General features: G+C 58.4%; 23 protein-coding genes. 15 read left to right on the plus strand and 8 right to left on the minus strand.

Annotation, left to right across the window (positions count from 1 at the left end; all coding sequences use genetic code 11):
• The first annotated feature begins 26 nt into the window (after positions 1–26).
• The 4 genes from AO726_RS07470 to AO726_RS07485 all read left to right on the plus strand — a co-directional run bounded on the left by AO726_RS07470 (position 27) and on the right by AO726_RS07485 (position 6,601).
• Positions 27–1,274 (plus strand): EAL domain-containing response regulator, encoded by a 1,248-nt coding sequence (locus tag AO726_RS07470; protein WP_058067443.1) that lies wholly within the window; start codon positions 27–29, stop codon positions 1,272–1,274.
• A gap of 24 nt (positions 1,275–1,298) precedes the next feature.
• Positions 1,299–4,550 (plus strand): hybrid sensor histidine kinase/response regulator, encoded by a 3,252-nt coding sequence (locus tag AO726_RS07475; protein WP_160320961.1) that lies wholly within the window; start codon positions 1,299–1,301, stop codon positions 4,548–4,550.
• Positions 4,551–4,659: 109 nt separating this feature from the next.
• The gene (locus AO726_RS07480) at positions 4,660–4,995 is read left to right on the plus strand and encodes a PilZ domain-containing protein (RefSeq protein WP_058067445.1); all 336 of its coding nucleotides are present in this window, start codon (positions 4,660–4,662) and stop codon (positions 4,993–4,995) included.
• A 274-nt stretch (positions 4,996–5,269) separates the two neighbouring features.
• Positions 5,270–6,601 carry a Wzz/FepE/Etk N-terminal domain-containing protein gene (locus tag AO726_RS07485; protein ID WP_058067976.1) on the plus strand — a complete coding sequence of 444 codons (1,332 nt, stop codon included), beginning with the start codon at positions 5,270–5,272 and terminating at the stop codon, positions 6,599–6,601.
• A 36-nt stretch (positions 6,602–6,637) separates the two neighbouring features.
• Here AO726_RS07485 and AO726_RS07490 read toward each other — a convergent pair whose 3' ends face one another.
• Genes AO726_RS07490 through AO726_RS07520 form a run of 7 tightly spaced genes read right to left on the minus strand, consistent with a single transcriptional unit; the run spans position 6,638 to position 12,900 of the window.
• Positions 6,638–8,734, minus strand: a complete 2,097-nt coding sequence (locus AO726_RS07490) for a flagellar biosynthesis protein FlhA (protein WP_058067446.1) — start codon at positions 8,732–8,734, stop codon at positions 6,638–6,640.
• Between the two features lie 2 nt (positions 8,735–8,736).
• On the minus strand, positions 8,737–9,870 hold the full coding sequence (flhB, locus tag AO726_RS07495) for a flagellar biosynthesis protein FlhB (protein ID WP_058067447.1): 1,134 nt from the start codon (positions 9,868–9,870) through the stop codon (positions 8,737–8,739).
• On the minus strand, positions 9,863–10,663 hold the full coding sequence (gene fliR, locus AO726_RS07500; RefSeq protein WP_058067448.1) for a flagellar biosynthetic protein FliR: 801 nt from the start codon (positions 10,661–10,663) through the stop codon (positions 9,863–9,865). The genes flhB and fliR overlap by 8 nt, the downstream gene beginning before the upstream one ends.
• Before the next feature lie 4 nt (positions 10,664–10,667).
• Positions 10,668–10,940 (minus strand): flagellar biosynthetic protein FliQ, encoded by a 273-nt coding sequence (locus tag AO726_RS07505; RefSeq protein WP_058067449.1) that lies wholly within the window; start codon positions 10,938–10,940, stop codon positions 10,668–10,670.
• Between the two features lie 9 nt (positions 10,941–10,949).
• Positions 10,950–11,705 carry a flagellar type III secretion system pore protein FliP gene (gene fliP, locus AO726_RS07510; protein WP_058067450.1) on the minus strand — a complete coding sequence of 252 codons (756 nt, stop codon included), beginning with the start codon at positions 11,703–11,705 and terminating at the stop codon, positions 10,950–10,952.
• Entirely contained in the window at positions 11,702–12,064 is a 363-nt protein-coding gene (fliN, locus tag AO726_RS07515) for a flagellar motor switch protein FliN (protein WP_058067451.1), read from the minus strand. Before fliN ends, fliP begins: the two co-directional genes overlap by 4 nt.
• A complete protein-coding gene (locus AO726_RS07520) occupies positions 12,061–12,900 on the minus strand; it encodes a FliM/FliN family flagellar motor switch protein (protein ID WP_058067452.1) in 840 nt (279 codons plus the stop codon). Before AO726_RS07520 ends, fliN begins: the two co-directional genes overlap by 4 nt.
• Positions 12,901–13,352: 452 nt before the next feature.
• On the opposite strand from AO726_RS07520, the gene AO726_RS07525 reads away from it, so the two are divergent.
• The 11 genes from AO726_RS07525 (at position 13,353) to AO726_RS07575 (ending at position 22,232) form a co-directional block, all read left to right on the plus strand.
• On the plus strand, positions 13,353–14,771 hold the full coding sequence (locus tag AO726_RS07525; protein ID WP_058067453.1) for a sigma-54 interaction domain-containing protein: 1,419 nt from the start codon (positions 13,353–13,355) through the stop codon (positions 14,769–14,771).
• A 19-nt stretch (positions 14,772–14,790) separates the two neighbouring features.
• Positions 14,791–15,126: a flagellar hook-basal body complex protein FliE gene (fliE, locus tag AO726_RS07530; protein ID WP_058067454.1), complete on the plus strand. Its 336-nt coding sequence runs from the start codon at positions 14,791–14,793 to the stop codon at positions 15,124–15,126.
• 20 nt (positions 15,127–15,146) lie between these two features.
• Complete coding sequence (fliF, locus tag AO726_RS07535; RefSeq protein WP_058067455.1) at positions 15,147–16,817, plus strand: flagellar basal-body MS-ring/collar protein FliF; 1,671 nt, start codon at positions 15,147–15,149, stop codon at positions 16,815–16,817.
• The gene (locus tag AO726_RS07540; protein WP_058067456.1) at positions 16,792–17,847 is read left to right on the plus strand and encodes a FliG C-terminal domain-containing protein; all 1,056 of its coding nucleotides are present in this window, start codon (positions 16,792–16,794) and stop codon (positions 17,845–17,847) included. Before fliF ends, AO726_RS07540 begins: the two co-directional genes overlap by 26 nt.
• Before the next feature lies 1 nt (position 17,848).
• The gene (gene fliH, locus AO726_RS07545) at positions 17,849–18,541 is read left to right on the plus strand and encodes a flagellar assembly protein FliH (protein ID WP_058067457.1); all 693 of its coding nucleotides are present in this window, start codon (positions 17,849–17,851) and stop codon (positions 18,539–18,541) included.
• Position 18,542: 1 nt separating this feature from the next.
• Positions 18,543–19,859, plus strand: coding sequence for a flagellar protein export ATPase FliI (fliI, locus tag AO726_RS07550; protein WP_058067458.1), 1,317 nt, complete (start codon positions 18,543–18,545; stop codon positions 19,857–19,859).
• Positions 19,856–20,281 (plus strand): flagellar export protein FliJ, encoded by a 426-nt coding sequence (locus tag AO726_RS07555; RefSeq protein ID WP_058067459.1) that lies wholly within the window; start codon positions 19,856–19,858, stop codon positions 20,279–20,281. Before fliI ends, AO726_RS07555 begins: the two co-directional genes overlap by 4 nt.
• A 148-nt stretch (positions 20,282–20,429) precedes the next feature.
• The gene (gene flgM, locus AO726_RS07560; protein ID WP_058067460.1) at positions 20,430–20,714 is read left to right on the plus strand and encodes a flagellar biosynthesis anti-sigma factor FlgM; all 285 of its coding nucleotides are present in this window, start codon (positions 20,430–20,432) and stop codon (positions 20,712–20,714) included.
• Positions 20,711–21,151 (plus strand): flagellar protein FlgN, encoded by a 441-nt coding sequence (gene flgN, locus AO726_RS07565; RefSeq protein WP_058067461.1) that lies wholly within the window; start codon positions 20,711–20,713, stop codon positions 21,149–21,151. Before flgM ends, flgN begins: the two co-directional genes overlap by 4 nt.
• A 96-nt stretch (positions 21,152–21,247) precedes the next feature.
• Positions 21,248–21,745, plus strand: coding sequence for a DUF523 domain-containing protein (locus AO726_RS07570; protein ID WP_058067462.1), 498 nt, complete (start codon positions 21,248–21,250; stop codon positions 21,743–21,745).
• A 52-nt stretch (positions 21,746–21,797) separates the two neighbouring features.
• Positions 21,798–22,232, plus strand: a complete 435-nt coding sequence (locus AO726_RS07575) for a DUF4399 domain-containing protein (RefSeq protein WP_058067463.1) — start codon at positions 21,798–21,800, stop codon at positions 22,230–22,232.
• 83 nt (positions 22,233–22,315) lie between these two features.
• On the opposite strand, the gene serA is transcribed toward AO726_RS07575, so the two are convergent.
• Entirely contained in the window at positions 22,316–23,545 is a 1,230-nt protein-coding gene (gene serA / locus AO726_RS07580; RefSeq protein ID WP_058067464.1) for a phosphoglycerate dehydrogenase, read from the minus strand.
• Between the last annotated feature and the right edge of the window lie 130 nt (positions 23,546–23,675).

Here is a 23,675-nt window from a genome sequence, read left to right on the forward strand (position 1 = left end):
CAGCTTTCGCCGAACGGGAGATGAGCATGCTTGACCAGTTGCCCGAGTTGGCCCCGGAAGTTCGCCAGCGCCCGGTGTTGGTGATTGATGACAGCCTGTTTCAGCGCGAGCTGATGTGCGCCCTGTTGCAGGACATGGGCATCAGCACCGTGTTGCAGGCGCAGGATGGCCAGGAGGCCCTGGAGATGCTGCGCCAGTGGGAGAGCATTCCGACCCTGATTGTTGATCTGGAAATGCCACGAATGGACGGCATCCAGCTCCTGCAATGTCTGGCTGATGAGCAGATTCATACACCGGTGATCATCGCAAGCGGCCGGGAAAGTGGCCTGATCAGCACCGTTGAAGGCATGTTGCAGGCCAATGGCATGCCACTGCTGGGGAGCCTCAGCAAACCGGTGTCCGGTACCGAGCTGCACCGGCTACTGGGCGTTCAAGGTCAGTTGGTTGCAAATGGTCGGCCGGCGCGTAGCCATGTGAGTCTGCCGACTGAGGGCGAGCTGCGTAAGGCGCTGGACGACAACCAGATTTATCCCAACTACCAACCTAAAATCGCTCTGCAAACCGGCCGTGTAATTGGCTACGAAGTGCTGGCCCGTTGGCAGAGCGAGCGCAGCGGGTTTGTTTCGCCTGTGGATTTCATTCCCCTGGCCTGCCGCAGCGGGTTGTTGGCGCAACTGACTTTTCAGCTGTTTGCTCAGGCGTTGGAGCATCAGCGGCAACTGCGCCAGTTCGGCGAAACGCCTTGTATGGCGATCAACCTGGATATCAGCTTGCTGGCAGAGCGCAGCTTCGCCGAGCAAATGATTCAGCAGGTTCGTCTGGCGGGTAGCTCGCCCGCGCAATGGATTCTGGAAGTAACCGAAAGCTCACTGATGAAAGACCCGGCAGCGACCCTGGCCTCTGTCGGCCGCCTGCGTCTGGCCGGCTTTGGTTTGTCGATTGACGATTACGGCACGGGTTTCTCGACCCTTAAACAACTGAGTCGTTTGCCGTTTACCGAGTTGAAAATAGATCAGGCTTTCGTCGCAGATGCGCACCGTAATGCCCGTGCGAAAGGTATCCTGCGCTCCGCGATTGAAATGGGGCGCAACCTCAATCTGCCCTGTGTGGCAGAAGGCATTGAAAATGAAGCCGATGCCAGGTTGTTGCTGCAACTGGGATGTTATGCCGGACAGGGCTACCTGTTTTCCCGGCCCATGAGCGTGGAGGCTTTACTGCCCTGGCATCGTGAGCATTTTTCCTACTCATCCCTGATTCAGTGGTTCGCCCGTTGATTCGCGTTACCTGGTGGTATGCCTGTGCCTTTCAAGCCTGTTCTTGCTCCGTTACTGGCGATTGTCGGTTTGCTGGTCGCCGCCATCCTGACGCTGAAAAGTAGCCGGGACCTGCAGCGAGAGGTCAACTTTCAGCGCTTGGACGCCTACCTGATCGTGGTCGAGAGCCTGATCAAGCGCTGGCAGGGCGCGCACTTGGGGAATGTGCAGGGGCTTAGTCAGTTGGGCCTGGTCGAGCGTTGGGCGGCTGAGCAACTGCGTCGTCCGTTGGGCGAGGCCTATCGCGAAGGCGATTACCAGCAACTGCGCCAGCTATACCTGCAGCAAGGCTATCAGGGGCATGCGCTGTTCGATGCGTCACTGCAACTGCGCGACGACTCCAATTACGGCGTGCGACAGTCGATCCGTATTCCCCAGGAAGCGTTGGATGTGCTCAGTGAGGCCGCCCGCGAGGGGCAGGCCATCTCGCGACCGTTTCCTTCACCGTTGCCGCTGCTGTATGGCAACCAGCCTCAGGGTACGCCCATGTACCTGGTCTGCGGTCAGTTATCCGGTGAGGCCCGCGAGGGCATCTTGTGTTTGCACTTTCCCCAGTCGCAAGGTATCGCCAACCTGTTGGATACCCTGAGTAACACCGGCACCAGTCATGTGTATGCGGTCGAAAAAAACGGTAAGGCGTTCGGTGAGTACGCCAGTGTGACCGATTTTGGTTTGGACGATATGTCCGAAGGCTACCGTGAAGACCTGGTGGTTCCCGGTGACCGGGTGATAGGCCGGATGCTGCGCTGGAGCGAGGAGCTGCAGCTGGGGCTGGTGGTCGAAACGCCGATGGAGGATTTGTATGTCGCCTATTTCAACAACCGGCGTCTGGCTCTGGGCCTGACCCTGATTGCGATCATGTTGATTATGGCGCTGAGCTGGATGGCTCAGCGTAACCGTCACCGGCTGGCCAGCCGCGAGGCGTTCTTCCATCAGGTGCTTGATCAGTTACCCACGCAGGTGCGCATCCGTAACCTGCAAGGGCAGATGATCATGGAGAACAACCTGGCTCGTACCGCGCCACCGTACACCTTGTCTGATCTTCCCCTTGAGGACGACAACGCAGCCCTGACCCCCGTCAACCGGGCTGCCTGGAAGTTGATGCGTGAGTTGCTCAATGGCTGCACACAGGCTTCGCGCAAGTTGCTGCAGGGCGAGTATCCGGCAAGCGATTTCCGGGCATGGCAGCTTGTGGGTTTCCCAATCTTTGGTCGGCGTGGCCAGCTAAAGGCACTGGGCAGCCTGGTGATCGATGAAACTCTGCCGGTGCGCAGCGAACGGGCTTTGCGTCAGCTGACCTCCAGCCTTGAGCATCAGGTGGCCGAGCGCACAGCAGAGTTAGCCCTGGCCCGGGATGCGGCAGAAGCGGCGGCTCAAGCTAAAGCAGATTTTCTGGCCAATATGAGTCATGAAATCCGCTCGCCGCTGAATGCCGTGGTCGGTCTCATCCACCTGGCAGAGCGCAACGAGCTTGAACCCGGCACTCGTAATTACCTGCGGCGCATTCTTAAATCGGCTCAACACCTACAAGAGCTGCTCAACAGCGTGCTCGATTTCAGCAAGCTGGAGGCGGGCAAGCTGCAACTGGAACAGGTGGCTTTCAAGCCTGCTCACCTGCTGGAAAGTGTCACCGACATGCTCTGGGAGAAGGCGCAGAACAAGCGCCTGGATTTGATTTGTGACCTTGATCCACGCCTGCCGGAAGAGCTGTATGGCGATCCACTGCGCATCTCGCAGATCCTCCTGAACTTTGCCGATAATGCCATCAAGTTCACAGCGGTGGGTGTGGTGGTCGTGCGCATTCGCCTTGAAGAGCAGCATGATGATTGCTGGCAAGTGTGCTTTGAAGTGCAAGACAGCGGTATCGGCATTCCTCAAGAGCGGCTGCAGGATATTTTTCAGCCGTTTGAACAGTTGGACAGTTCGACTTCCCGGCACTTTGGCGGCACCGGCCTTGGCCTGGCGATATCAGCTCAGCTGGCGCGTCTGATGGGCGGGAAATTGCAAGTACGCAGCGAGCCGCGGTTGGGCAGTCTGTTTGCTTTAACCCTGGAGCTGCAAACCCGGCCAGAAGCCACCGCACCATCTGCGCCACAGCCTCGGGCTCTGGTTGTCGACGGGCAGGCGGAGTCCCGTGAGGCGTTGAGCACACGGCTGCAGGGCCTCGGTCTGCAGGTCGACGAGGTGGCATCGTCCTGTCCGGCCAGCGAGCACCTGAAGCAGGCTAAAGCTGCAGGTAAGCCCTATGAACTGATGATTCTTGACTGGGATCTGCCCGGCATGAACCCGCTTGAGCTGCTTGGATGGGCGGAGGCTGAACAGGTGTTGGAAGCGACGCGTGTTGTACTGGTGTGCCCGAATGACGTCCGTCAGCAGCTGACGGACCAGCAACTGGGGCAGTTTGCTGCGGTGCTGGAAAAACCTGTGTCAGCAGAGCGCCTGAGCCAGCTGCTGCAAACCGGGCGGGCCGGAGAGGTCCACGTGTCATTGCACGGGCGGCATGTGTTGTTGGCGGAGAATGAGCGAATCAACCAGGAAGTCGCCTGCGAATTGCTGCAAGCGTTGGGTGTCCGCGTCAGCCTCGCCGTTAATGGCTATGAGGTACTCAGCTGCCTGGAAGCAGACAGCAGCATCGAGCTGATCCTGATGGATGTGCAGATGCCCGGACTGGATGGCTTGCAGGCCACTCAACGGTTGCGCCAGAGCCACCCGAACCTGCCGGTAATTGCCATTACCGCCAATAGCCTCAGCGGTGATCGTGAGCGTTGTCTGGCGGTGGGGATGAATGACTACCTATCCAAACCGATCAACCCGAATGATCTCGAGAAGGCATTGCGCTGCTGGCTGAACGTCGCTCGCTTGACCGTGCCACAGGCTGTAGCGGCCAAGCCCAAGCCTGCGCCGGTCAGCACGCTCAACCGTGAAGCAGCGTTGCAGCGTTTGTTGGGCAACCAGCGTCTGTATGAGTCCCTGCTACAGCGCTTCGTTAACGACTACAGCAATGCCGTTGAGTTGCTGCAGGAGGTGCTGGAACAGGGCGATGAGGCGGCTGCAGTGGAACTGTGCCATCGCTTCAAGTCCGTAGCATCTACGGTGGGCGCAGACCGGCTTGCCGCTTTGCTTGAGGGCTTGGAGAAAGAGTTGCGCAACGGTCGCCTGCTTAATCACAACACCGACGGCATCGCTGGGGAGCTCGCGCGGGTGATCAACGAAGTCAAAGTGCAAGCGCCGGTTTAAGCCTGACCTCATTACGGTCGCCTTAGCCAGGTGTTGATTTACGTCCGCGTTGCCGGACATCGCCAGTGGCCAGCTGAACCGCGCAGGCCCTGGATGTGAGGTCTGATTGATGCGCCAGCACCCCCGAATTACGTTCCGTTCACTGTTCAGAATCAAAGTCAGCCGGGCCGAAGATGACCAACTGATCGGCTATGTCGGTGATATCTCCGAAGGAGGCCTGCGTATGCTCGGTGACAGGCTGCTGGAGCCGGGAAGCGAACACCATTTGCGTTTGCGTATGCGTGACCGTCACGGTGAAATGCGCCATGTGGATATTCAGGTGACCTGTCAGTGGTCTGCTGAAAACACCCGCACCGGACATATTGAGTCCGGGCTGGCACTTAAAGGCGAGTCGGTAGCCTACAACCGCTTACTGGCGGATATGCGTTACAAGCCTGCGCGCTGAGCTCACGCTTATTCCCCTTGTCGCTCTCTTCCCTTATCTGGTCCCGGAGGCTCTGCTGCGGGCGTCGGGGGTGCTTACTAAATTAATGAAGTACCCCTCAAACTGTGAACTTTTTGTGACTCGCTTCTATCCGGCGCACAGGTAAGATTGCTCAGGCATTAGTTGCATTTAAGCATCATCGCAATTTTGAGTATTGGTATTTGAGTACCGTCAATGATTGCCTGCATTGCGGCAGGATGCTGCGGTGCACAGGCCATACAAGGAGGTAAATGTGGTGAATGATGTGACGCCCAGCAGCCGTACTGGCGCAGAGATTGATCTGCTGGCGCTGGCAGTGGCCTTATGGGGCAGCCGTTTTCTGATTTTGGGCGTAACCCTGGCCTGCGTGTTAGGGGCCTCGGTATACCTCTATACGGCATTGCCTTATTACCAGGTCACCAGTGTTCTGCAGCCGCCGGTGATGAAGGCCCTTGATGAGCTAAACGGCACCAAGCTCTTTACCCTGACTCCGCAAGAGGCGCTTAACCGGGTTGGGACTGCGGTGTCTTCATGGGAAAACCGTTTGGCCTTTGCTCTGGCTAATAAAGAGCGTCTGAGTATTTTCAGCGACTCTGACGGTTCATTCGAACAGGCTTTTGAGCGTTTTAGTGCTGAGGCCTTTAAAGTCAGCCAACCGGATCCGAGAAAAGACACGCCATTGTCGCCCTTTATCGGATTGTCTTTTACCTACCCTGTAACCATGGATGGGGCCAGTTATACCAACGATTTTATCCAGTTCGCGATGGCCCGGGAGCGGCAGAGGCTTGAGGATGATTTCAACGCAGTGGTGGCCAACCGGCTGGCTGTGCTTGAGCGTCAAATCAGCTCGTACAGGGCGTCTTACACCACCGAGAAAGAATCTCGCATCGCGGCGTTGCTGGAGAATGACTCCCTTAGGGCGGCCCGACTCAAGGATGAGCTTGCCGCGCTGCGGCAAATGCTGCTGACACGTCGCAATAACCGTATTGCGGCTTTGGACGAGAACATTGCCATCGCCAAAGCGCTGAATATCCACAAACCCACCCACCCGACATCTCTGGGCGATGCTGAGCGTGTGGCGCAAGGCAGCATCATTCGCACTGAGGTGAACACTCATGACACGCCGCTTTACTTCATGGGCACCGAAGCCCTTGAAGCCGAACGCAACACCTTGAGCAAGCGCCGATCTGATGATTTTACCGAGCCCCGGATTGCCGAAATCCAGAAAGAGCTGCGTCTGTTGCAAAGCAATCGTGAGGTTGAAGTGCTGAGCAGTCGTAAGAACGACGACCTGTTCCTCAAAAGACTGGCCCGCAGCCGGGAAGAACAAGCGCGTCTGCAAGCGTTGAGTGTTGATTTCAGCAACTTGCAGTTGGCCACGGTGGATCGCTTAGCCAGTCAGCCGCTTACACCTGTGGGGCCGAGAAGGTTGCTGGTGCTGGCGATCGCCGGAGTTCTGGGGGGCATGCTCGGGGTTATGCTGGCCTTGGTGCGGGCTTTCCTACGGCAAACTCCGCAAGCCAAGGTACTGATCAGCTTTGAGCCAAAACCCGAACTGGTCGATTTGCCCCGGGCTGTGGTCGGTTAAGTGTGGGCCACGTACCTGCCGGGCAGGTACGTGGGATCACCCCAGCGTACCAATGATGTTGACCCCCACCCGTTCTGGGATTTCGTTCTGGGACAGCACGTGTAAACCGGGGCTGAAGACCCGGGCGTAGCGGGCCAGCAACGGGCGCAGCTGCGGCATCACGGTGAGGATCGGTGGGTGGCCTTCCTTGCGCAGCTTCTCCTTCACCGCCGGCATGCTGTTCTGCAATTGGTTAAGCAGGTTTGGTTCTACCGGAATGTTGTCCAGGCTCACCGGGCCGGATTGCTGGGCAATGGCCAGGGCGCTGAGCAGGGTGTTTTCCAGAGCATTTTCCAGAATAAACACCGCCAGCTCCTGCCGGTCTCCGGCAATCCCGGCGACGATGGTGCGGCGCAGGGCGTAGCGCACATCGGAAGCGAGCAGCACCGGGTCTTTGGTCGCTTCGCTGGCCTCTAACAGGGTGGTGGCGATAGTGACGATATCTTTTAGCGATACCTGCTCCTGCAACAGATGGCGGTACACGCGGTGCTGTTGGGTGTAGGTCAGCTGCTGTTTAAGGCTTTCCGCCAGTTTTGGTGATTGCAGTTGCAGGCGTTGCATCAGATGGTCGACGTCTTCGTGCTTAAACACTTCCGGCAGGTTTTCGCGGATCACCTTATTCAGGTGGGTGGCGATCACACTAGCGCAGTCGATGACCTGATAACCGAGGTTTAGGGCACGGGATTTGTCTTCCGGCATGATCCACACCACTTGCATGTTGTAAGCCGGATCGATACCGAGAATGCCGTCAATTTCGCCGTACAGCTCCGGCGATGGAATGGCCATCAGGCGGTCAGCGTGCAGCTCGGCACCGTCAACGCGCTCGCCGCTGAGGTAGATGCTGTATTGCGAGGCCTTTAGGCGCAGGCTGTCACGGATCTGGATTTCCGGCAGGAGGAAGCCGAGGCTTTCCGACAGGGTCTGACGCACGCCGCGTACACGTTGCGTGAGCGGAGCACCGGAGGCTTCGTTGACCAGACCGACCAGCTTGTAGCCCAGTGAAACGGACAGCCGCTCCACCATCGGAATATCTTCCCAGGCCAGACTCTGCGCGCGCTCCTGCTCCATCGCCTTGCCGATAGCCTGCACTTCCTTAAGGCTTGCTGCCTCTGTCGGTGGCGCGTTGCGTGAGGATATCCAGCCAATCAGTCCCGCCAATGCAGCAAAGCCGAAGAAGGCCAGATGCGGCATGCCCGGTACGCTGCCAAGCACCACCAGAATGCCGGCTACGGTGTAGAGCAGACTCGGCGAGGCGAGCATCTGCTTTTGCACCTGCTCGGTGATCTCGGCGGACTCATTGACCCGGGTGACAATGATGGCGGCAGCCGTGGCCAGCAACAGTCCCGGAATTTGCGCAACCAGGCCGTCACCGATGGTCAGCAGGGCGTACTGGCGGAAGGCATCGCCTGCGCTCATGTCGTGGGCAAATACACCGATAGCAAAGCCGCCGAACATACTCACCAGCAGAATCAGAATGCCGGCGATGGCGTCGCCGCGAACGAACTTGGAAGCCCCGTCCATAGCGCCGTAAAAGTCGGCTTCCTTGGCCACTTCCTGGCGCCGCAGTTTGGCTTCTTCGGGGCCAATCAGACCGCCATTGAGGTCGGCATCAATCGCCATCTGCTTACCGGGCAGGGCGTCCAGGGTGAAGCGCGCACCGACTTCGGAAATCCGCTCGCCACCTTTGGTGATCACGATGAAGTTAACGATCATCAGGATCACGAACACCACCAGGCCGACGATAAAGTTGCCGCCGATTACCACTTCACCGAAGGCTTCGATCACCTTACCCGCCGCGCCAGTGCCGGTATGGCCTTCAAGCAGGACGATCCGTGTGGAGGCGACGTTCAGGCACAAGCGCAGCAGCGTGGTGACCAGAATCACCGTCGGGAACAGAGAAAAGTCCAGCGGGCTCTTAGCCGAGACGCTGACCAGCACAATCAACACCGCCAGGCTGATGTTGAAGGTGAACAGGATGTCCAGCAGCAGCGGTGGCAGCGGCAGGATGATCATCGCCAGAACGGAGAGGATCAGGATCGGTATACCGATGCGGCCGCTGCGGAAGGTCGGCGCGATTTGTTGCAGTAAGTTCATGCTCAGGCCCTGTTCGCCAGACTGTCGGGGATTGGGAGGTTGTCGCTCAGTACCGGTTTGCTTCTGCGCCCCTGACGCCAGGCCTTGAGCTGCAGAACGTAAGTCAGTACATGGGCCACTGCGGTATACAGCGGCGTGGGAATCTGTTGATTAACCTGGGTGGTGTAGTAGACCGCGCGCGCCAAAGGCGGCACTTCGATTACATCCAGGCTGTGCTTTGCAGCCATCTGTTTCATGAATTGCGCAGTCTCATCCACGCCTTTGGCCAGCACGAACGGCGCTTCGGCCTTTTTCGTGTCGTATTTCAGCGCCACGGCGTAATGGGTCGGGTTGGTGATGATCACATCAGCGTCTTTGATCACCTTGCTGATCTGCCGTTGCAGCATTTGCCGTTGCAGCTGCTTGATGCGTGCCTTCACTTCCGGGCGGCCTTCCTGGTTTTTGTGTTCTTCCTTGCGCTCCTGTTTGGTCATGCGCATTTTTTTCAGGAACAGAAAACGCTGCAGCGGGATGTCGATAAACGAGAACACCACGAAGATCACCAGCATCACCAGAATCAGGTCGAAGGCCAGGCCGAACGCAGCCTGCAAGGCTTGAGTGACGCTGCTGCGTTGCAGTGCCATGAATTCCGGTATGGCATTACGGATCAGCAGATAGCCGGCCAGCAGCACGACAAAAATCTTCAGGATCGACTTGAGCAGATCGGTCCAGTTTTGTGCCGAAAAAATCCGCCCCAGCCCGGTAATCGGATTGAGTTTGCTCAGCTGCGGGGTAAAGTTTTTCGAGGCAAACACCCATCCTCCGGGGAACAGTGACAGGGCGATCACCAGCAAGCTGGTCAGCAACAGCGGGGCGAGGAGCTTGATAAAGGCGATCACGTTGTAGCCGAGCAGGGTTGGCAGATCGTCGAGGCCGATCTCGCTGTGATCAAACTGGATGTACGAGAGACGGAAGATGTCGTTCAGACCCTCCAGAAACATCCCGGCGCTGAATTTGAGAATGAACAGCGTGGCGATCAGCGAGACGGTGGTGGCGACATCTTTGGAGCGGGCAACCTGGCCGTCCTGCTTGCTCTTACGCAGCTTCTGCTCGGAGGCCTCTTCGGTTTTTTCCTGACTGCTGTTCTGCTCAGCCACGGGCACCCTCCCGCAGGATCACGCCAATGTCATGCAACAGTTCGCGGCTCAGATGCAGGTAGTTCTCCGGCAGCGAAGGAAAGGTCAGATACAGGCACAGCAAGCCCATCAAAATGCTCAGAGGAAAACCCAGGGAGAACAGGTTCATCGCCGGGGAAATCCGGTTGAGCAGGCCAAAACAGAATTGCACCAAGGTCAGGCAGAACACGATGGGCAGGCTTACCAGCACTGCGGCGGCCAAGACCCAGGCGAAAGCGTCGATAAAGCTGCTCAGACTCAGGTAATGCAGCCCGCTGCCCACCGGCCAATAGGTGAAGCTCTGATACAGCACGCTGACCGTGACCAGATGGCCGTCGACAGCCAGAAACATCAGGATCAGGGCGAGGAAGTACACCTGATACAGAATCGATGACGAAGACACGCCGTTCAGCGGGTCGTTGAAGCGCGCCATGCTCATGCCCATCTGGGTTGAGATCACCTCACCGACCAGAGTGAAGACGGTGAACACCAGTTGCAGCATCAGCCCCAGAATCATGCCGAAAATGATCTGCTCCAGCGTGGTAAAAACGCCTTTCAGGGTCAGCGGATCAATCAGTGGCATCTCCGGCAGGGCAGCGCCCAGAGCTGCGGTCAGCGCCAGGGCCAGCAGCACGCGCAGGCGAATGGAGAGGGCCTTGTGGTTGAACAGCGGAGCCATGCTCATGACGGCCATGATCCGGCAGAACGGCCACCAGTAGGCTTGCAGATTGGTCAGGTAGGTGCTGGCGTGCAGCAAGGCGTCTTGGCTGGGCATGGGATCAGCCGACCAAATGGCCCGCCTGCTGGAAGGTTTCGATAAACAGCTCACTGAGCGTGCGCAGAATCCAGTGTCCGGCAAACAGCAACATGCCTAAGGTGATGAGCAGACGCGGCAGGAAGCTCAGCATCTGTTCGTTGATCTGCGTGGCAGCCTGGAAAATGCTCACAATCAGGCCGCCAAGCAGGCTCGGCACCACCAGAATGCAGACGATCAGCCCGGCGATATAAATGGCGTTGGCAATCAGCGCAGCAGCGTATTCAGGCGTCAGCATGATCGTTCTCTAGTAGGCCTGAATGCTGGTGCTTAGGGTGCCGACCAGCAGTGCCCAGCCGTCCACCAACACGAACACCATCAGCTTGAATGGCAGTGAGATCATCATTGGCGAGAGCATCATCATACCCATCGCCATCAGCACGCTGGCCACCACCAGATCGATCACCAGAAACGGCACAAAGATCATGAAGCCGAGCTGGAAGGCGGTCTTCAGCTCGCTCAGGACAAAGGCTGGCAGTAGCAGAGAAAAGTCCAGGTCTTTGAGGTCATCGGGCATGGTTTCACCAGCCAGATCGACCATGGTCTGCAGCGAGTTCTTGCTGGTTTGCGCCAGCATAAACTCACTGATGATGGATTTACCGGCCGCCAGCCCCTGCTCAAGGCTGATTTCATCGGCTTCAAACGGTTGGTAAGCCTCGGTGTACATCTCTTGCCACACCGGGCGCATCACCAGCAGGGTCAGGCACAGAGCAATGCCGATCAGAATCTGGTTGGGTGGGCTCTGTTGCAGACCAATGGCCTGACGCAGAATCGCCAGCACGATGATGAAGCGGGTGAAGCAGGTCATCATCATCAACATGGCCGGCAGAAAGCCCAGCAGCGTCATCACCAGCAGAATCTGCAGTTTGACACTCAGGGTCTGGCCGTTAGCCGTGTCATTGAAGTTGAACAAAGTGATGTCGCCGCCAGCAGCTTGGGCCAGCACCGGGCAGCACAGCCCCGCGAGCAACAGACCAATGCGCGACAGGCGACTCATGTTCATGCGCCCAGTTTGCTCAGGCCGTCGCCGGCCAGTTCGACCACGCGCAGGCCGTAATTGCCGTTCATCACGACCACTTCGGCGCGGGCGAACAGTGCGCCATTGACCTTCACGTCCAGCGGCTCGCCGGCCAGCTTGTCGAGTGCAATTACGCTGCCGGCATCCACGTCCATCAGCTCCTGCAGGGAGACTTCGGTGGAGGCGACTTCCAGGGTGACGTTGACCGGAATCTTGCCGAAGAAGCTCAGGTCCTGATGCGGCTGTAGCGGGGCAGCGCTTTCGCTCTGCTCGGTTTCCATCAGGCCGAGACTGCCTTCATTGATCAGGCTGTCGAAATCGTTATCGGAAATAGGGCTGCTCATGGGGTTTTCACGCTCTCAAGAGATGTCAGAAGCAGACTGCCGTCGTCTTCGAGGATGCTGCCGCGAAACAGCTTTTGCTGGTTGATCTGCACCTCGCAGCGCTCCAGCATGCGGACCGGCAGAATGTCACCGGGGCGCAGGTTCAAGACTTGCGACAGAGGCATTTGCAGGCTGGCCAACACGCAGTCCAGACGCACCGGCAGGTCGCGGATGCCGTTCAGGGCACTGCTGCTTTGTGGTGTCGGGGCCGGGCGGCTGAGGCGGCTGGTCAGCTCATCAACCAGATGGGTGTCCAGATAGATTAAGACCGAGGCCTGACCGCCGCTCAGATGGCTGGAGAATTTGAACTCGGCGATGTATTCCCACTCGGCCTGATCGTAGGCGTTGTCGTGGTTTTCCAGTTTGCCGAAGGTGTTGCCGGCCAGTACCGAGCGGGCGAACAGCTGAGTGATGTCGACACCCAGGCGGCCACGCAGGCGTTGCTCGGATGTGCTCACCGGAGGCTCTTCTGTGCCGGGCAGGCTGGTGCCACCGTAGTAACACTCCAGTGCTTCGGTCAGCAGCGAGCGGTCAATGGAAAAACCAACTTTGCCCATTGGTGAACGATAAACACACTCGGCTTCATCTTTAACTTGATCGTGAACTTCAACTTTCAGCAGTTCAAGATTGACCCGGAAGTTACGCAGAAAGTAATCGCTGATAATGCGCGGGTATTTACCCGACAACTCGCGGATATATTGCGGGATCTTATGGTAGTGCCGGCCCAGCTTTTGCGGTTTTAACCGGGTGAGACTTTCGGCGGGCACGCCATGATGGACTTTTTTAATGCCAGTCATGTTATTGGCGCATTCCTGAGTTATCTCGACGAGAGTCTTGCCGGGGTTCCGGCGAGCTTTTTGGGATGTGATGCGCGCAGCGCTGAGCGCGTTTGATAAAAACGCTCAGATTGCAGCAGATGGGTGCGGAGTCTAGGCGGGACGGGGGTGCAGATTAAATCAATAGATATCAAATACTGTTTTTGACAGGCGCTGGTGGGCGCTGACAGTAATTGATTCCAAGTAATTCGCCGTTGCAGTGAGCTGTTGGTAGCTTTGCCGGTCGTCGCTCATAAATGTTCTGTCGGACGCTCTTTAATTCTTCCTGCTAAACCAGTCGAGTTGAACTTACAAGGCGACCGATATCGAAGTGCCATTAAGGGCGGTGATGAAATTTTTTTGTCGGGCAGATATTAAGTACTAATCGCGGGCAAGAATTGCCGGCAGGCAGTTATCACAACGGGTGATTTACCTTGAAGCATGCTAGTCAATCGGTAAGTTACGCCAGCCGGGGAGTGTTCGAAGAACTTCCCGGCCCTCAATCTATAATTATTGTCGGCCAGGCCGATGCTCAGAGTGAGCAACTGCTGACGGGCAGCTTGGCCCGCCAGGGGCATTCGCTGCAGCGTTTTGCCAACTGCCTGGAACTTGATCCGGATGCTCTGCAGAACGCCAGTCTGGTGCTGGTGTTTGTCAGTGCCCTGGATGAGCGCACCCTGTATCCGCAAATGAGCGCATTGCTGCGCCAGGCTCGCCGTGTCGGCGTAGTGCCGGTGGTGGAATATGCCGATCAGGCTAAAGCGGCTGCACTGCTGGAATTGGGGTGTGTTGATTACCTGCTGGCTCCGTTCAGCGAGGTCCAACTCAGCGCGCTGCTGCGTCGTCAGGAGTCAGCCAGCAACGCCGATGAAGGCTTTGTTTCCTGCTCTCAGGCAGGCCGCCGCCTGTTGGCGATGGCTCAGCGCGTGGCGATGACCCGCGCGCCGATCCTGATCACTGGTGAAACCGGTACCGGCAAAGAGCTGATGGCGCGTTACATCCACCGTTTCAGCGCTAAAGACAACGCACCTTTTATTGCCGTGAATTGCGCGGCCATTCCTGAGCAGATGCTCGAGTCCATCCTCTTCGGCCACGAAAAAGGCGCCTTCACCGGTGCGGTCAGCGCCCAGCCGGGCAAGTTCGAACTGGCCAGCGGCGGCACCCTGTTACTGGACGAAATCGGCGAGCTGCCACTGGGTTTGCAGGCCAAGCTGCTGCGCGTGTTGCAGGAGCAGAAGGTCGAGCGCCTGGGCGGGCACCGTGAGATTCGCCTGGATACGCGCATTATTGCGGCCACCAACCGCGACCTGCAGCAGGAAGTTGCCGAAGGGCGCTTCCGTTCAGACCTGATGTTCCGTCTGGATGTGCTGCCGCTGCATATCAGTCCGCTGCGCGAGCGCAAAGACGATGTATTGCCGCTGGCTCAGCGCTTTATCCGTCAGTACGCGGCGCAAGAGGCACATCACGATCTGCTCACTGAAGATGCCTGCCGCGCGCTGCTGGCGTATGACTGGCCGGGCAATGTGCGTGAACTGGAGAACTGCCTGCAGCGTGCCTTGGTGCTGCGCAATGGCCTGTATATCCAGGCGCAGGATCTTGGGCTGCCACTTCCGCCGCCGTCCGCCGATGAGCCTGCCAGCGTGCCAGTCGTGCCGCCAATGCTGGTCGCCGAAGGAGGCAAAGCGGCTCTGCGCGCCAGTGGCAAGTGGGCTGAATATCAGCACGTACTCGACACCATCCGCCGCTTTGGCGGGCACAAAACCAAAGCTGCAGAAAGCCTGGGCATGACCCCACGGGCGCTGCGCTATCGCCTTAATGCCATGCGCGAGCAGGGCGTACAGATTCCCGTTTAACCGCCCTGGAGAGAACAGGATGGATGCAATCAGCAAGGTGCAGCAGAACATGCTGAGCCAGATGGAACAACTCAAGGGGATGAGTGCTAATGCCCCGGTGCAGCCTCCCCGGTTGTTTGCCGAAGAGCCGGGCTCTGTGGGGTTCTCTGCAGCGTTCAACTCGGTGGTGCGTTCGGTCGATGCTCAGCAGCATCAGTCCAGCAAGCTGATGGCCGATGTGGACAGCGGTAAGAGCGACAACCTGATGGGCGCGATGATCGAAAGCCAGAAGGCCAGTGTTTCGTTCAGTGCGCTGTTGCAGGTGCGCAACAAGCTGACCACCGCCTTCGATGACATCATGAGAATGCCGCTTTAAGCGGCAGCAGGGACTGATCTGTGCTGCAAGTAATTAAAGACAAACTGCCGCTTCAGGGCTTTAAACCCGACCCGCGCATGACGCTGATCGGGCTGGCCGGTGTGGCCGCTGCGATCGCCTTGGGCGTGGCCTACTACTTGTGGTCGGACAAGGGTGCATTCCGCCCGTTGTACGGCGCGGGTGAAGCTTATGCGGCAGCCGATGTGATGCAGGTACTGGACAGCAATGGCATCGGCTATCAGCTGCACCCGCAAAGCGGTCAGGTGCTGGTGCAGGAAGAACTGCTGGGCCAGGCACGTATGCTGCTGTCGAGCAACGGTGTGCAGGTTAAGGTGCCGTCGGGCTATGAGCTGTTTGATAAAGAAGAGCCGCTGGGTACCAGCCAGTTTGTTCAGGACGTGCGCCTCAAGCGCAGCCTTGAAGGTGAACTTGCCCGCACCGTGATGACGCTCAAAGGCGTTGAGTCAGCCCGAGTGCATCTGGCACTGCATGAAAGCAGCTCTTTTGTGGTGGGCAAACGTGAGCCTTCCAAGGCTTCGGTCATGCTGCGCATGGCGGCCGGACAAAAGCTGGAGCCGGAGCAGGTCAGTGCCATCATCAACCTGATGGCTGCGAGTGTGCCGCAGCTGGACCCAAATAATGTGCAGGTGGTCGACCAGTTCGGCACCTTGCTGTCCCGCGGTTTGGGGGGCGGCAATGCTCCGCAGCAGAACTGGAAAGTGGTGGATGACTTCCAGAACAAAGCATTGAGCAATGCCGAAGCCATTCTGGCTCCGATTGTGGGTGTCGGTAACTACCGCATCAGCGTGAACGCCGATATCGATTTCAGTCAGAAAGAAGAAACCCTGCAGTTCTACGGCGACAAGCCGCGCATCCGCAGCGAAGTGGTTCGTGATGAAAGCGTGTTGGATCAGCTGGCGTTGGGCGTCCCCGGTTCGCTGACTAACCGTCCGCCGCTGCCTAATTCGCAGGCTGAAGGCCAGGGGGCAGCACAAGAGAAGGGCGCCGATGGCGCTACCTCGCTGCGCAGCGAAGCCAATCGCCAGCTCGACTATGACCAGACCGTCACCCACGTGAAGCATGCACCGTTCAGCTTGCGTCAGCAGAGCATCGCGGTGGTGCTCAATGCATCGACAGCACCCGAAGGAGGCTGGACTGACGAGACACGTAAAGAGCTTGAAGCCATGATCAAAAGTGCTGTCGGCTTCAGTGCCGAGCGGGGAGATGTGCTGACTCTCAGCGTATTCCCGTTTACCGCAGCCGGCTTCGACATGGGTGACAACGAGCCGCTGCCTTGGTGGGAAAACAGCAAGATTCAGGAGTGGGCCAAGTTGGGCCTGCTCGCGCTAATCTGCCTGTTGTTGCTGTTTATGGTGGTGCGCCCGGCAATCCGCGCGCTTACACAGCGTAACCAGCCGGCTGAAGCACAACTGGTCAGCGACGCTGATGAGCCGCTGTCACTGACCGGAGAGGCTGCCGCTGCGCGCCTGCTGGCCGGTGAAGGCATTCCCGGCGCAACCATTCTGGGTGAGCTGAGCCCACTGGCAGAAATCTACCTGCCGGCTCCGGGCTCAGGCCTGGAAATGCAAATCGAACACCTGCAGATGCTGGCCAAGAATGACCCCGAGCGCGTCTCGGAAGTCCTCAAGCAATGGATAGGGCGAAATGAAAGAGACAACAACCCAGCCTAACGGCTCTGTTGCCAAGGAAATGCGTCTGCGTGCGAAGAACCGCAACATGACGCCCACCGAGCAGGCCGCGATCCTGATGCTGAGCATGGGCGACGAGATCTCCGCCGGTGTGCTCAAGCATTTCAGCCGCGAAGAGATCGTCAGCATCAGCCAGGCCATGGCGCGTCTGTCCAACGTCAAGCAGCCGATGGTTTCGGAAGTCATCGGTCGCTTCTTTGAGGACTACAAAGAGCAGAGCAGCATCAAAGGTGCATCGCGCAGCTACCTCTCAGGCATGCTCAGTAAGGCGTTGGGCAGCGAGATTACCCGCACCTTGCTGGACAGCATCTACGGTGAAGAAATCCGCACCAAGATGGCCAAGATGGAGTGGCTCGATCCTAAGCAGTTTGCTGCGCTGATCGCCAAAGAACACGCGCAGATGCAGGCTGTTTTCCTTGCTTTTCTGCCGCCGGGCATGGCCAGCGAAGTGCTTGAATGCATGCCGCGTGAGCGTCAGGACGAGCTGCTGTACCGTATCGCCAACCTCAGTGAAGTGAACAGCGATGTGATTGCCGAGCTTGAGCAGTTAATTGAGCGCAGCCTCAATGTGCTCAGCACCCAGGGGTCGCAAGTGCGCGGGGTCAAGCAGGCGGCGGACATCATGAACCGCTTCAAGGGCGACCGGAACCAGATGTTCGAGCTGCTGCGTGCCCACGACGAGACGTTGGTGGACCGCATCGAAGACGAGATGTACGACTTCTTCATCCTCTCCCGGCAGAACCAGGACGTGCTTCAGGCGCTGCTGGAAGCTGTGCCGATGGAAGAGTGGGTGGTGGCGCTCAAAGGGGCTGAGCCTGAGCTGGTGCGGGCGATTACCGGCGCCATGCCGAAGCGTCAGGCACAGCAGATGGAAAGCATTAACCGCCGTCAGGGCCCGGTACCGCTGAGCCGCGTAGAGCAGGTGCGCAAAGACATCATGGCGGTGGTGCGTGAGATGTCTGCTAACGGCGAGCTACAGGTCCAGCTGTTCCGCGAACAGACGGTGGAATGATATGGCCGTCAAAGTGATTCGCGGGGATACCCGCCAGTGGCGTCCGTACCGCTTTCCGCCGCGCAGCAGCCAGATCAGCAGTGACTGGAGTGGCGATCCGGCTGAGTTGCAGCAGGCAATCAGCAACGGCTTTCAGGAAGGCCTCGACAAGGGCTATCAGGAAGGATTGCAGCAAGGCGAAGAATCCGGGCGTCAGGTTGGCCTCAATCAGGGCCGCGAAGAAGGTCTGCGTATCGGTCGTGAAGAAGGCCGCCGCGAAGGTCGCCGTGAGTTTGAGCAGGCCGCACAGCCGCTCGACGGTATTGCTCAGCAGATGCAGCAATACCTGGCCGAGATGGAGCACAAACGTCGCGAAGAGCTGCTCGAGCTGGTGAAAAAGGTTTCGCAGCAGGTCATCCGCTGTGAGCTGACCCTGCATCCGACACAGCTGTTGAGCTTGGTGGAAGAAGCGCTGGCCAGCATGCCCGGTGAGGGTGATGACGTGCAGGTGTTGCTCAACCCAGAAGAGTATTCGCGGATTAAATCCATCGCCCCGGAGCGTGCCGAGAACTGGAAGTTGGTGGCTGATGAGCGTCTGGCGCTGGGTGAGTGCCGTGTTATCACCACCCAGGCTGAAGCAGATGTGGGCTGCCAGCAGCGTCTGGATGCTTGCATCGACACCCTGGCAGAACACCTGAGCCTGAGCGAAGCCTGACATGCTCGACTACAAACTCGACGAAGCGCTGCGCTCACTGGACAGCGTGCAGCTGGCCAAAGTGGCCGGGCGACTGGTGCGGGTTTCCGGGCTGCTGCTGGAAAGCCTCGGCTGCCAGCGCAGCACCGGCCAGCGTTGTCAGGTCGAACAGGCCGACGGTTCGCTGCTGGATGCACAGGTGGTGGGCTTCAACCGCGATATCACCTACCTGATGCCCTTCAAAAAGCCGGTGGGGCTTGCTGCGGGTTCACGGGTGTTCCCGGTTAAAGACGAAGCCCTGCTGCAGATCGACGAATCCTGGCTGGGCCGTGTGGTCAACGGCTTGGGCGAACCGCTGGATGAGCGCGGCAAACTCAGTGGGCGTGATCAGCTGCCGGCGACCTTGCCCAGCGTCAATCCGCTCAAACGCCGTCCGGTGGACGCGCCGCTGGACGTCGGCGTGCGCGCCATCAACTCCATGCTCACCCTCGGTAAAGGCCAGCGCGTCGGCCTGTTTGCCGGTAGCGGCGTGGGCAAGAGTGTGCTGTTGGGAATGATCACCCGGCAAACCAAGGCGGATGTGGTGGTGGTCGGTCTGATCGGCGAGCGTGGCCGCGAAGTGCAGGAATTCATCCTGCATTCTCTGGGAGAAGAAGGTCTGCGCAAAGCTGTGGTGGTGGTAGCCCCGGCCAATGAGTCGCCGCTGATGCGCCTCAAGGCCACTGAGCTGTGTCACAGCATCGCTGCGTACTTCCGCGATCAGGGCAAAGACGTACTGCTGCTGGTGGACTCCCTGACCCGCTACGCCATGGCCCAGCGGGAAATTGCCCTGGCGCTGGGAGAGCCGCCCGCCACCAAAGGTTATCCACCGTCGGTGTTCGGCATGCTGCCGGAACTGGTCGAGAGTGCCGGTAACGGCGAAAGTGGCAGCGGCAGTCTGAGTGCCATCTACACCGTGCTGGCCGAAGGGGACGATCAGCAGGACCCGATTGTGGACTGCGCCCGAGCCATTCTCGACGGCCATATCGTCCTGACCCGGCGTCTGGCGGAGGCAGGACATTATCCGGCGATTGATGTGTCAGCCTCGGTCAGCCGCTGCATGAGTCAGGTCACCGATGCGGCCCATCAGAGCGCCGCGCGCCAGTTCAAAGAGTTCTACAGCACCTATCAGAAGATCAAAGAGCTGATCCCGTTGGGCGGCTACACCCCGGGGATGGATGCCAAAACCGACCGTTCGGTGCAGCTCGCGCCGTTGCTGGATGGCTTTCTGCGGCAAGAAGTCGGTGCCAGCGCTGAGTTGGAAGAAAGTATTTCCAGCTTGCAGGCGTTGATCCGATGAAGGAGCAAATCGACGTCCTCAGACGGCTCGCCAGCCTGCGTAACAGCCAGGTGCAACAGATGCTCGGGCGGGTCCATTACCAGCAGAACCTCTGTCAGCGCTACCGCAACAACATCGCCGGTTTGAGCCGCTTGTGCACCTTTACTGTGCCCATGACCACGCCGCTGCAGCGTGACAACCAGCAGCGCTACAAAGCGACGCTGTACAAGATGGTGGAAATGCAGAGACGCGAGCTGGAACTGGCCGAGCTCAACCTCAAGCGTATTCAGGGTGAACTGCTCAGCGCCATGCGTAACGAGAAGGTCATTACCCAGTTGATGGACAGCAAGATCGAAGAATGGAACCTGTTGCTGGGGCAGCAAGAGCAAAAGATCCAGGACGGGCTAGCCGCGCAGGCTTGGTGGCGTAATCAAGCTGGCTGAAAGGATGGGGTAAAACCGGCTCGGGCTACGTAAAATCCGTGCTTGCTATGATCTAGGCCAATTAAATTCAGTTTTTTCACAGCGGATTTAATTTTTCTCCCCCGACAGTCGCCTTACCTCAATATCACCACCAGTTGGATCCCCGTTCATGGAAATCAGCAGGCACCTCAAGCCCAGCCTCAACCTGCCCAGCGAAGCGCCGGCACAGGTCGGCAGTGCGCGCCCGGTACAGCCCGGTAAGACTTCCCGTGAAGCCATCGGCTCCGAAGCACTGCATCTGGAAAAACTGCAGACGGCACTGAGTCAGCTGCCGGATGTGGACGAAGACAAAATCGCCACCCTCAAACTGGCCATGGCCCGCGGTGAGCTGTCTCTGGATGTGGCCGCACTGGCTGCAAGTATCTACACCTACCACAGTGGTAACGATGCGTGACTGATCGTGTACAGCAACTGCTGAGCGTCATTGCCCAGGATCTGCAAGATGATTGCACTGATTACCAGTGTTTGCATGACCTGATGCAAGCCCTGCATCAGCAGTTGGTGGATCGCAACAGCCAGCAGATTGATCTGCTGATTAACCAGATCAATCCGTTGATTGCGCAGTCGCGTCAGCGCGCCGAGCGTCGCTCCAAGGTTCTCTCCGCCTTTGGCCTCGGGGCTGGTGCGCAGGCCATGCATGCGCTGTTGGAGCGTTACCCACAGCCGCAGCGCGAGCAGTTGCATCAGGTTTGGGACTCGCTTGGCGAGCTGACCGTACAGTGTAAGAACCAGAACGAGCGTAACGGCAAGCTGCTGGCGATGCAGAGCGAGTTGCTGGAAAAACTGCTGGACGAACCCGGCAACGCCCATCTGTACAAGCCTGAGTACTAAAACAGGCTCAGTCCCGACGCGGTCATTCCGGGTCGGCTAGCAACAGGTTACCCTTGCGCCTCCTGTACACGGGAGTGGTCTCAGAAGGGCATCTGTATGCACAAAATTCTTGTCAGTCGCTGCCTGTTGGGGCATCCGGTCCGCTATGACGGCGGTGCACACGGTCCCTATTCCCTTCTACAGCAGTGGCAGGCCGAAGGCCGCATCATCCCTCTTTGTCCGGAAGTCGCTGGCGGCCTGCCGACGCCGCGTCCACCGGCAGAAATCCCAGGTGGGCAGGGCGCTCAGGTACTGGACGGGCAACTGCCGGTGCTGACGGTCGACGGCGACGACGTCAGTGCAGCTTTTGTTGCCGGTGCCCGGCAAGCGCTGGCGCTGGTGCAGAAGCACGGCATTCGCGTTGCGTTGCTCAAGGCGCGCAGCCCTTCCTGCGGTAACCATGAAACTTACGATGGCAGTTTCACCGGTACCCGCGTGGCGGGTGAGGGTGTCACTGCAGCCGCTTTACGCCGTGCCGGGGTGCAGGTGTTCAATGAAAGTGAACTGGATAGCATTCAAGAGGTCCTCAGTCAGTTGGACGCTAGCTATCCGTGAGCCGTCTGCTATTACTGGGACGGTTCACCTTTCCTATCTGGGAGTAATAACTATGAGATCGTTTTGCCTTGGGCTCGGATTGAGCGCTGCTGCCTTGTTCACAATGTCATCTGCCTGGGCAGAGATACCGCGTACGGCTGCACCAGAAGGTGCGTCGGTGTACTTCATTACGCCAAACGATGGTGCGACTGTGGATCAGACCTTTACGGTTAAATTCGGCCTCAAAGGTATGGGCGTTGCCCCGGCGGGTATCGATGTGCCGGAGACCGGCCATCATCACCTGCTGATCGACACTGAGACGCTCCCGGATATGAGCCAGACCCTGCCGGCTACTGACAACATCCGTCATTTCGGCAAAGGCCAGACAGAGGCTGAGCTGACCCTCAAACCGGGCAAACACACTTTGCAGCTGCTGCTGGGCGATAAAAACCACGTCCCGCACAACCCGCCGGTGCTGTCTGAGAAGATCACCGTAACGGTCAAATAAGACATCGCTGTTCAGCTGCGGAACTACAACGGCTGAAACAAAAATGCCCGTCATAAGACGGGCATTTTTTATTGCAGGATTGCTTAGAACAGAACGCGGGTGCGGATGGTCCCGTTTACGTCCTGCAGCTTCTGCAGTGCCAGATCGGAGTAGGCAGCATCAACGTCGATTACTACGTAACCCACTTTGTCGTTGGTTTGCAGGAACTGACCAGAGATGTTGATGCCGTTGTCGGCAAACACCTTGTTGATTTCGCTCATCACGCCCGGCACGTTCTTGTGGATGTGCAGCAGGCGGTGCTTGCCTGGGTGAGCCGGCAGGGCCACTTCCGGGAAGTTCACGGAGGAAACCGAAGTACCGTTGTCGCTGTATTTAACCAGCTTCTCAGCCACTTCCAGACCGATGTTGGCCTGCGCTTCGGCAGTGGAACCACCGATGTGCGGAGTCAGGATCACGCGATCCAGGCCGCGCAGCGGGCTTTCGAACTCTTCATCGTTGGACTTCGGCTCGACTGGGAACACGTCGATAGCCGCACCGATCAGGTGCTCGTCCTTGATCGCATTGGCCAGGTGATCCAGCTCAACCACAGTACCGCGGGCTGCGTTGATCAGGATGCCGCCTTTCTTCATGGCGCGGATTTCTTTCTCGCCGATCATCCACTGAGTGGACGGCAGCTCAGGCACGTGCAGGGAGACGATGTCCGCCATGCCCAGCAGGTCGTGCAGGTTGGCAACCTGAGTGGCGTTACCCAGCGGCAGCTTGGTCACGGTGTCGTAGAAGAACACCTGCATGCCCAGCGCTTCAGCCAGAACGGAAAGTTGAGTACCGATGGAGCCGTAACCGACGATACCCAGCTTTTTGCCACGGATTTCGAAGGAGTTGGCTGCGGATTTGATCCAGCCGCCGCGGTGGCAGGAGGCGTTCTTCTCCGGAATGCCGCGCAGCAGCAGAATGGCCTCGGCCAAAACCAGTTCGGCTACCGAACGGGTATTGGAGAACGGCGCGTTGAACACAGCAATACCGCGCTCGCGGGCTGCATTTAGGTCAACCTGGTTGGTGCCGATGCAGAAGCAACCCACAGCAACAAGCTTCTTCGCGCAGTCGAAAACTTCAGCGGTCAGCTGGGTACGGGAACGAATGCCAATAAAGTGCGCATCGGCGATCTTGGCTTTCAGCTCGTCGCCCGATAGTGCGCCCTTGAGGTACTCGATGTTGGTGTAACCAGCGGCCTTCAGGGTATCCACTGCATTTTGGTGGACGCCTTCCAGAAGAAGGAACTTGATCTTGCTCTTGTCGAGAGAGGTCTTGCTCATCGGAGTACCTGTTTGTCCCACATTTGGTGTCAGGGAAAAGTCAGCCGGATGCTGACAGCACCTGCGAATTGGCGGGAACGCACGATTCGCGGGGTGCGTATGCTAGCATACGAGCCCCGCGAAACACCTA

Origin of the sequence: Pseudomonas sp. TTU2014-080ASC (genome assembly GCF_001446935.1) — a bacterium.
Taxonomy (GTDB): domain Bacteria; phylum Pseudomonadota; class Gammaproteobacteria; order Pseudomonadales; family Pseudomonadaceae; genus Aquipseudomonas.

Coding starts and splice junctions, on each gene's coding strand:
- fliP (WP_058067450.1), bottom strand. CDS start 11,705: ATGAACATGAGTCGCCTGTCGCGCATTGGTCTGTTGCTCGCGGGGCTG.
- AO726_RS07505 (WP_058067449.1), bottom strand. CDS start 10,940: ATGCTGACGCCTGAATACGCTGCTGCGCTGATTGCCAACGCCATTTAT.
- AO726_RS07555 (WP_058067459.1), top strand. CDS start 19,856: ATGAAGGAGCAAATCGACGTCCTCAGACGGCTCGCCAGCCTGCGTAAC.
- AO726_RS07480 (WP_058067445.1), top strand. CDS start 4,660: ATGCGCCAGCACCCCCGAATTACGTTCCGTTCACTGTTCAGAATCAAA.
- AO726_RS07575 (WP_058067463.1), top strand. CDS start 21,798: ATGAGATCGTTTTGCCTTGGGCTCGGATTGAGCGCTGCTGCCTTGTTC.
- fliE (WP_058067454.1), top strand. CDS start 14,791: ATGGATGCAATCAGCAAGGTGCAGCAGAACATGCTGAGCCAGATGGAA.
- serA (WP_058067464.1), bottom strand. CDS start 23,545: ATGAGCAAGACCTCTCTCGACAAGAGCAAGATCAAGTTCCTTCTTCTG.
- AO726_RS07520 (WP_058067452.1), bottom strand. CDS start 12,900: ATGACTGGCATTAAAAAAGTCCATCATGGCGTGCCCGCCGAAAGTCTC.
- fliH (WP_058067457.1), top strand. CDS start 17,849: ATGGCCGTCAAAGTGATTCGCGGGGATACCCGCCAGTGGCGTCCGTAC.
- fliR (WP_058067448.1), bottom strand. CDS start 10,663: ATGCCCAGCCAAGACGCCTTGCTGCACGCCAGCACCTACCTGACCAAT.
- fliN (WP_058067451.1), bottom strand. CDS start 12,064: ATGAGCAGCCCTATTTCCGATAACGATTTCGACAGCCTGATCAATGAA.
- fliI (WP_058067458.1), top strand. CDS start 18,543: ATGCTCGACTACAAACTCGACGAAGCGCTGCGCTCACTGGACAGCGTG.
- AO726_RS07490 (WP_058067446.1), bottom strand. CDS start 8,734: ATGAACTTACTGCAACAAATCGCGCCGACCTTCCGCAGCGGCCGCATC.
- AO726_RS07570 (WP_058067462.1), top strand. CDS start 21,248: ATGCACAAAATTCTTGTCAGTCGCTGCCTGTTGGGGCATCCGGTCCGC.
- AO726_RS07470 (WP_058067443.1), top strand. CDS start 27: ATGCTTGACCAGTTGCCCGAGTTGGCCCCGGAAGTTCGCCAGCGCCCG.
- flgM (WP_058067460.1), top strand. CDS start 20,430: ATGGAAATCAGCAGGCACCTCAAGCCCAGCCTCAACCTGCCCAGCGAA.
- AO726_RS07540 (WP_058067456.1), top strand. CDS start 16,792: ATGAAAGAGACAACAACCCAGCCTAACGGCTCTGTTGCCAAGGAAATG.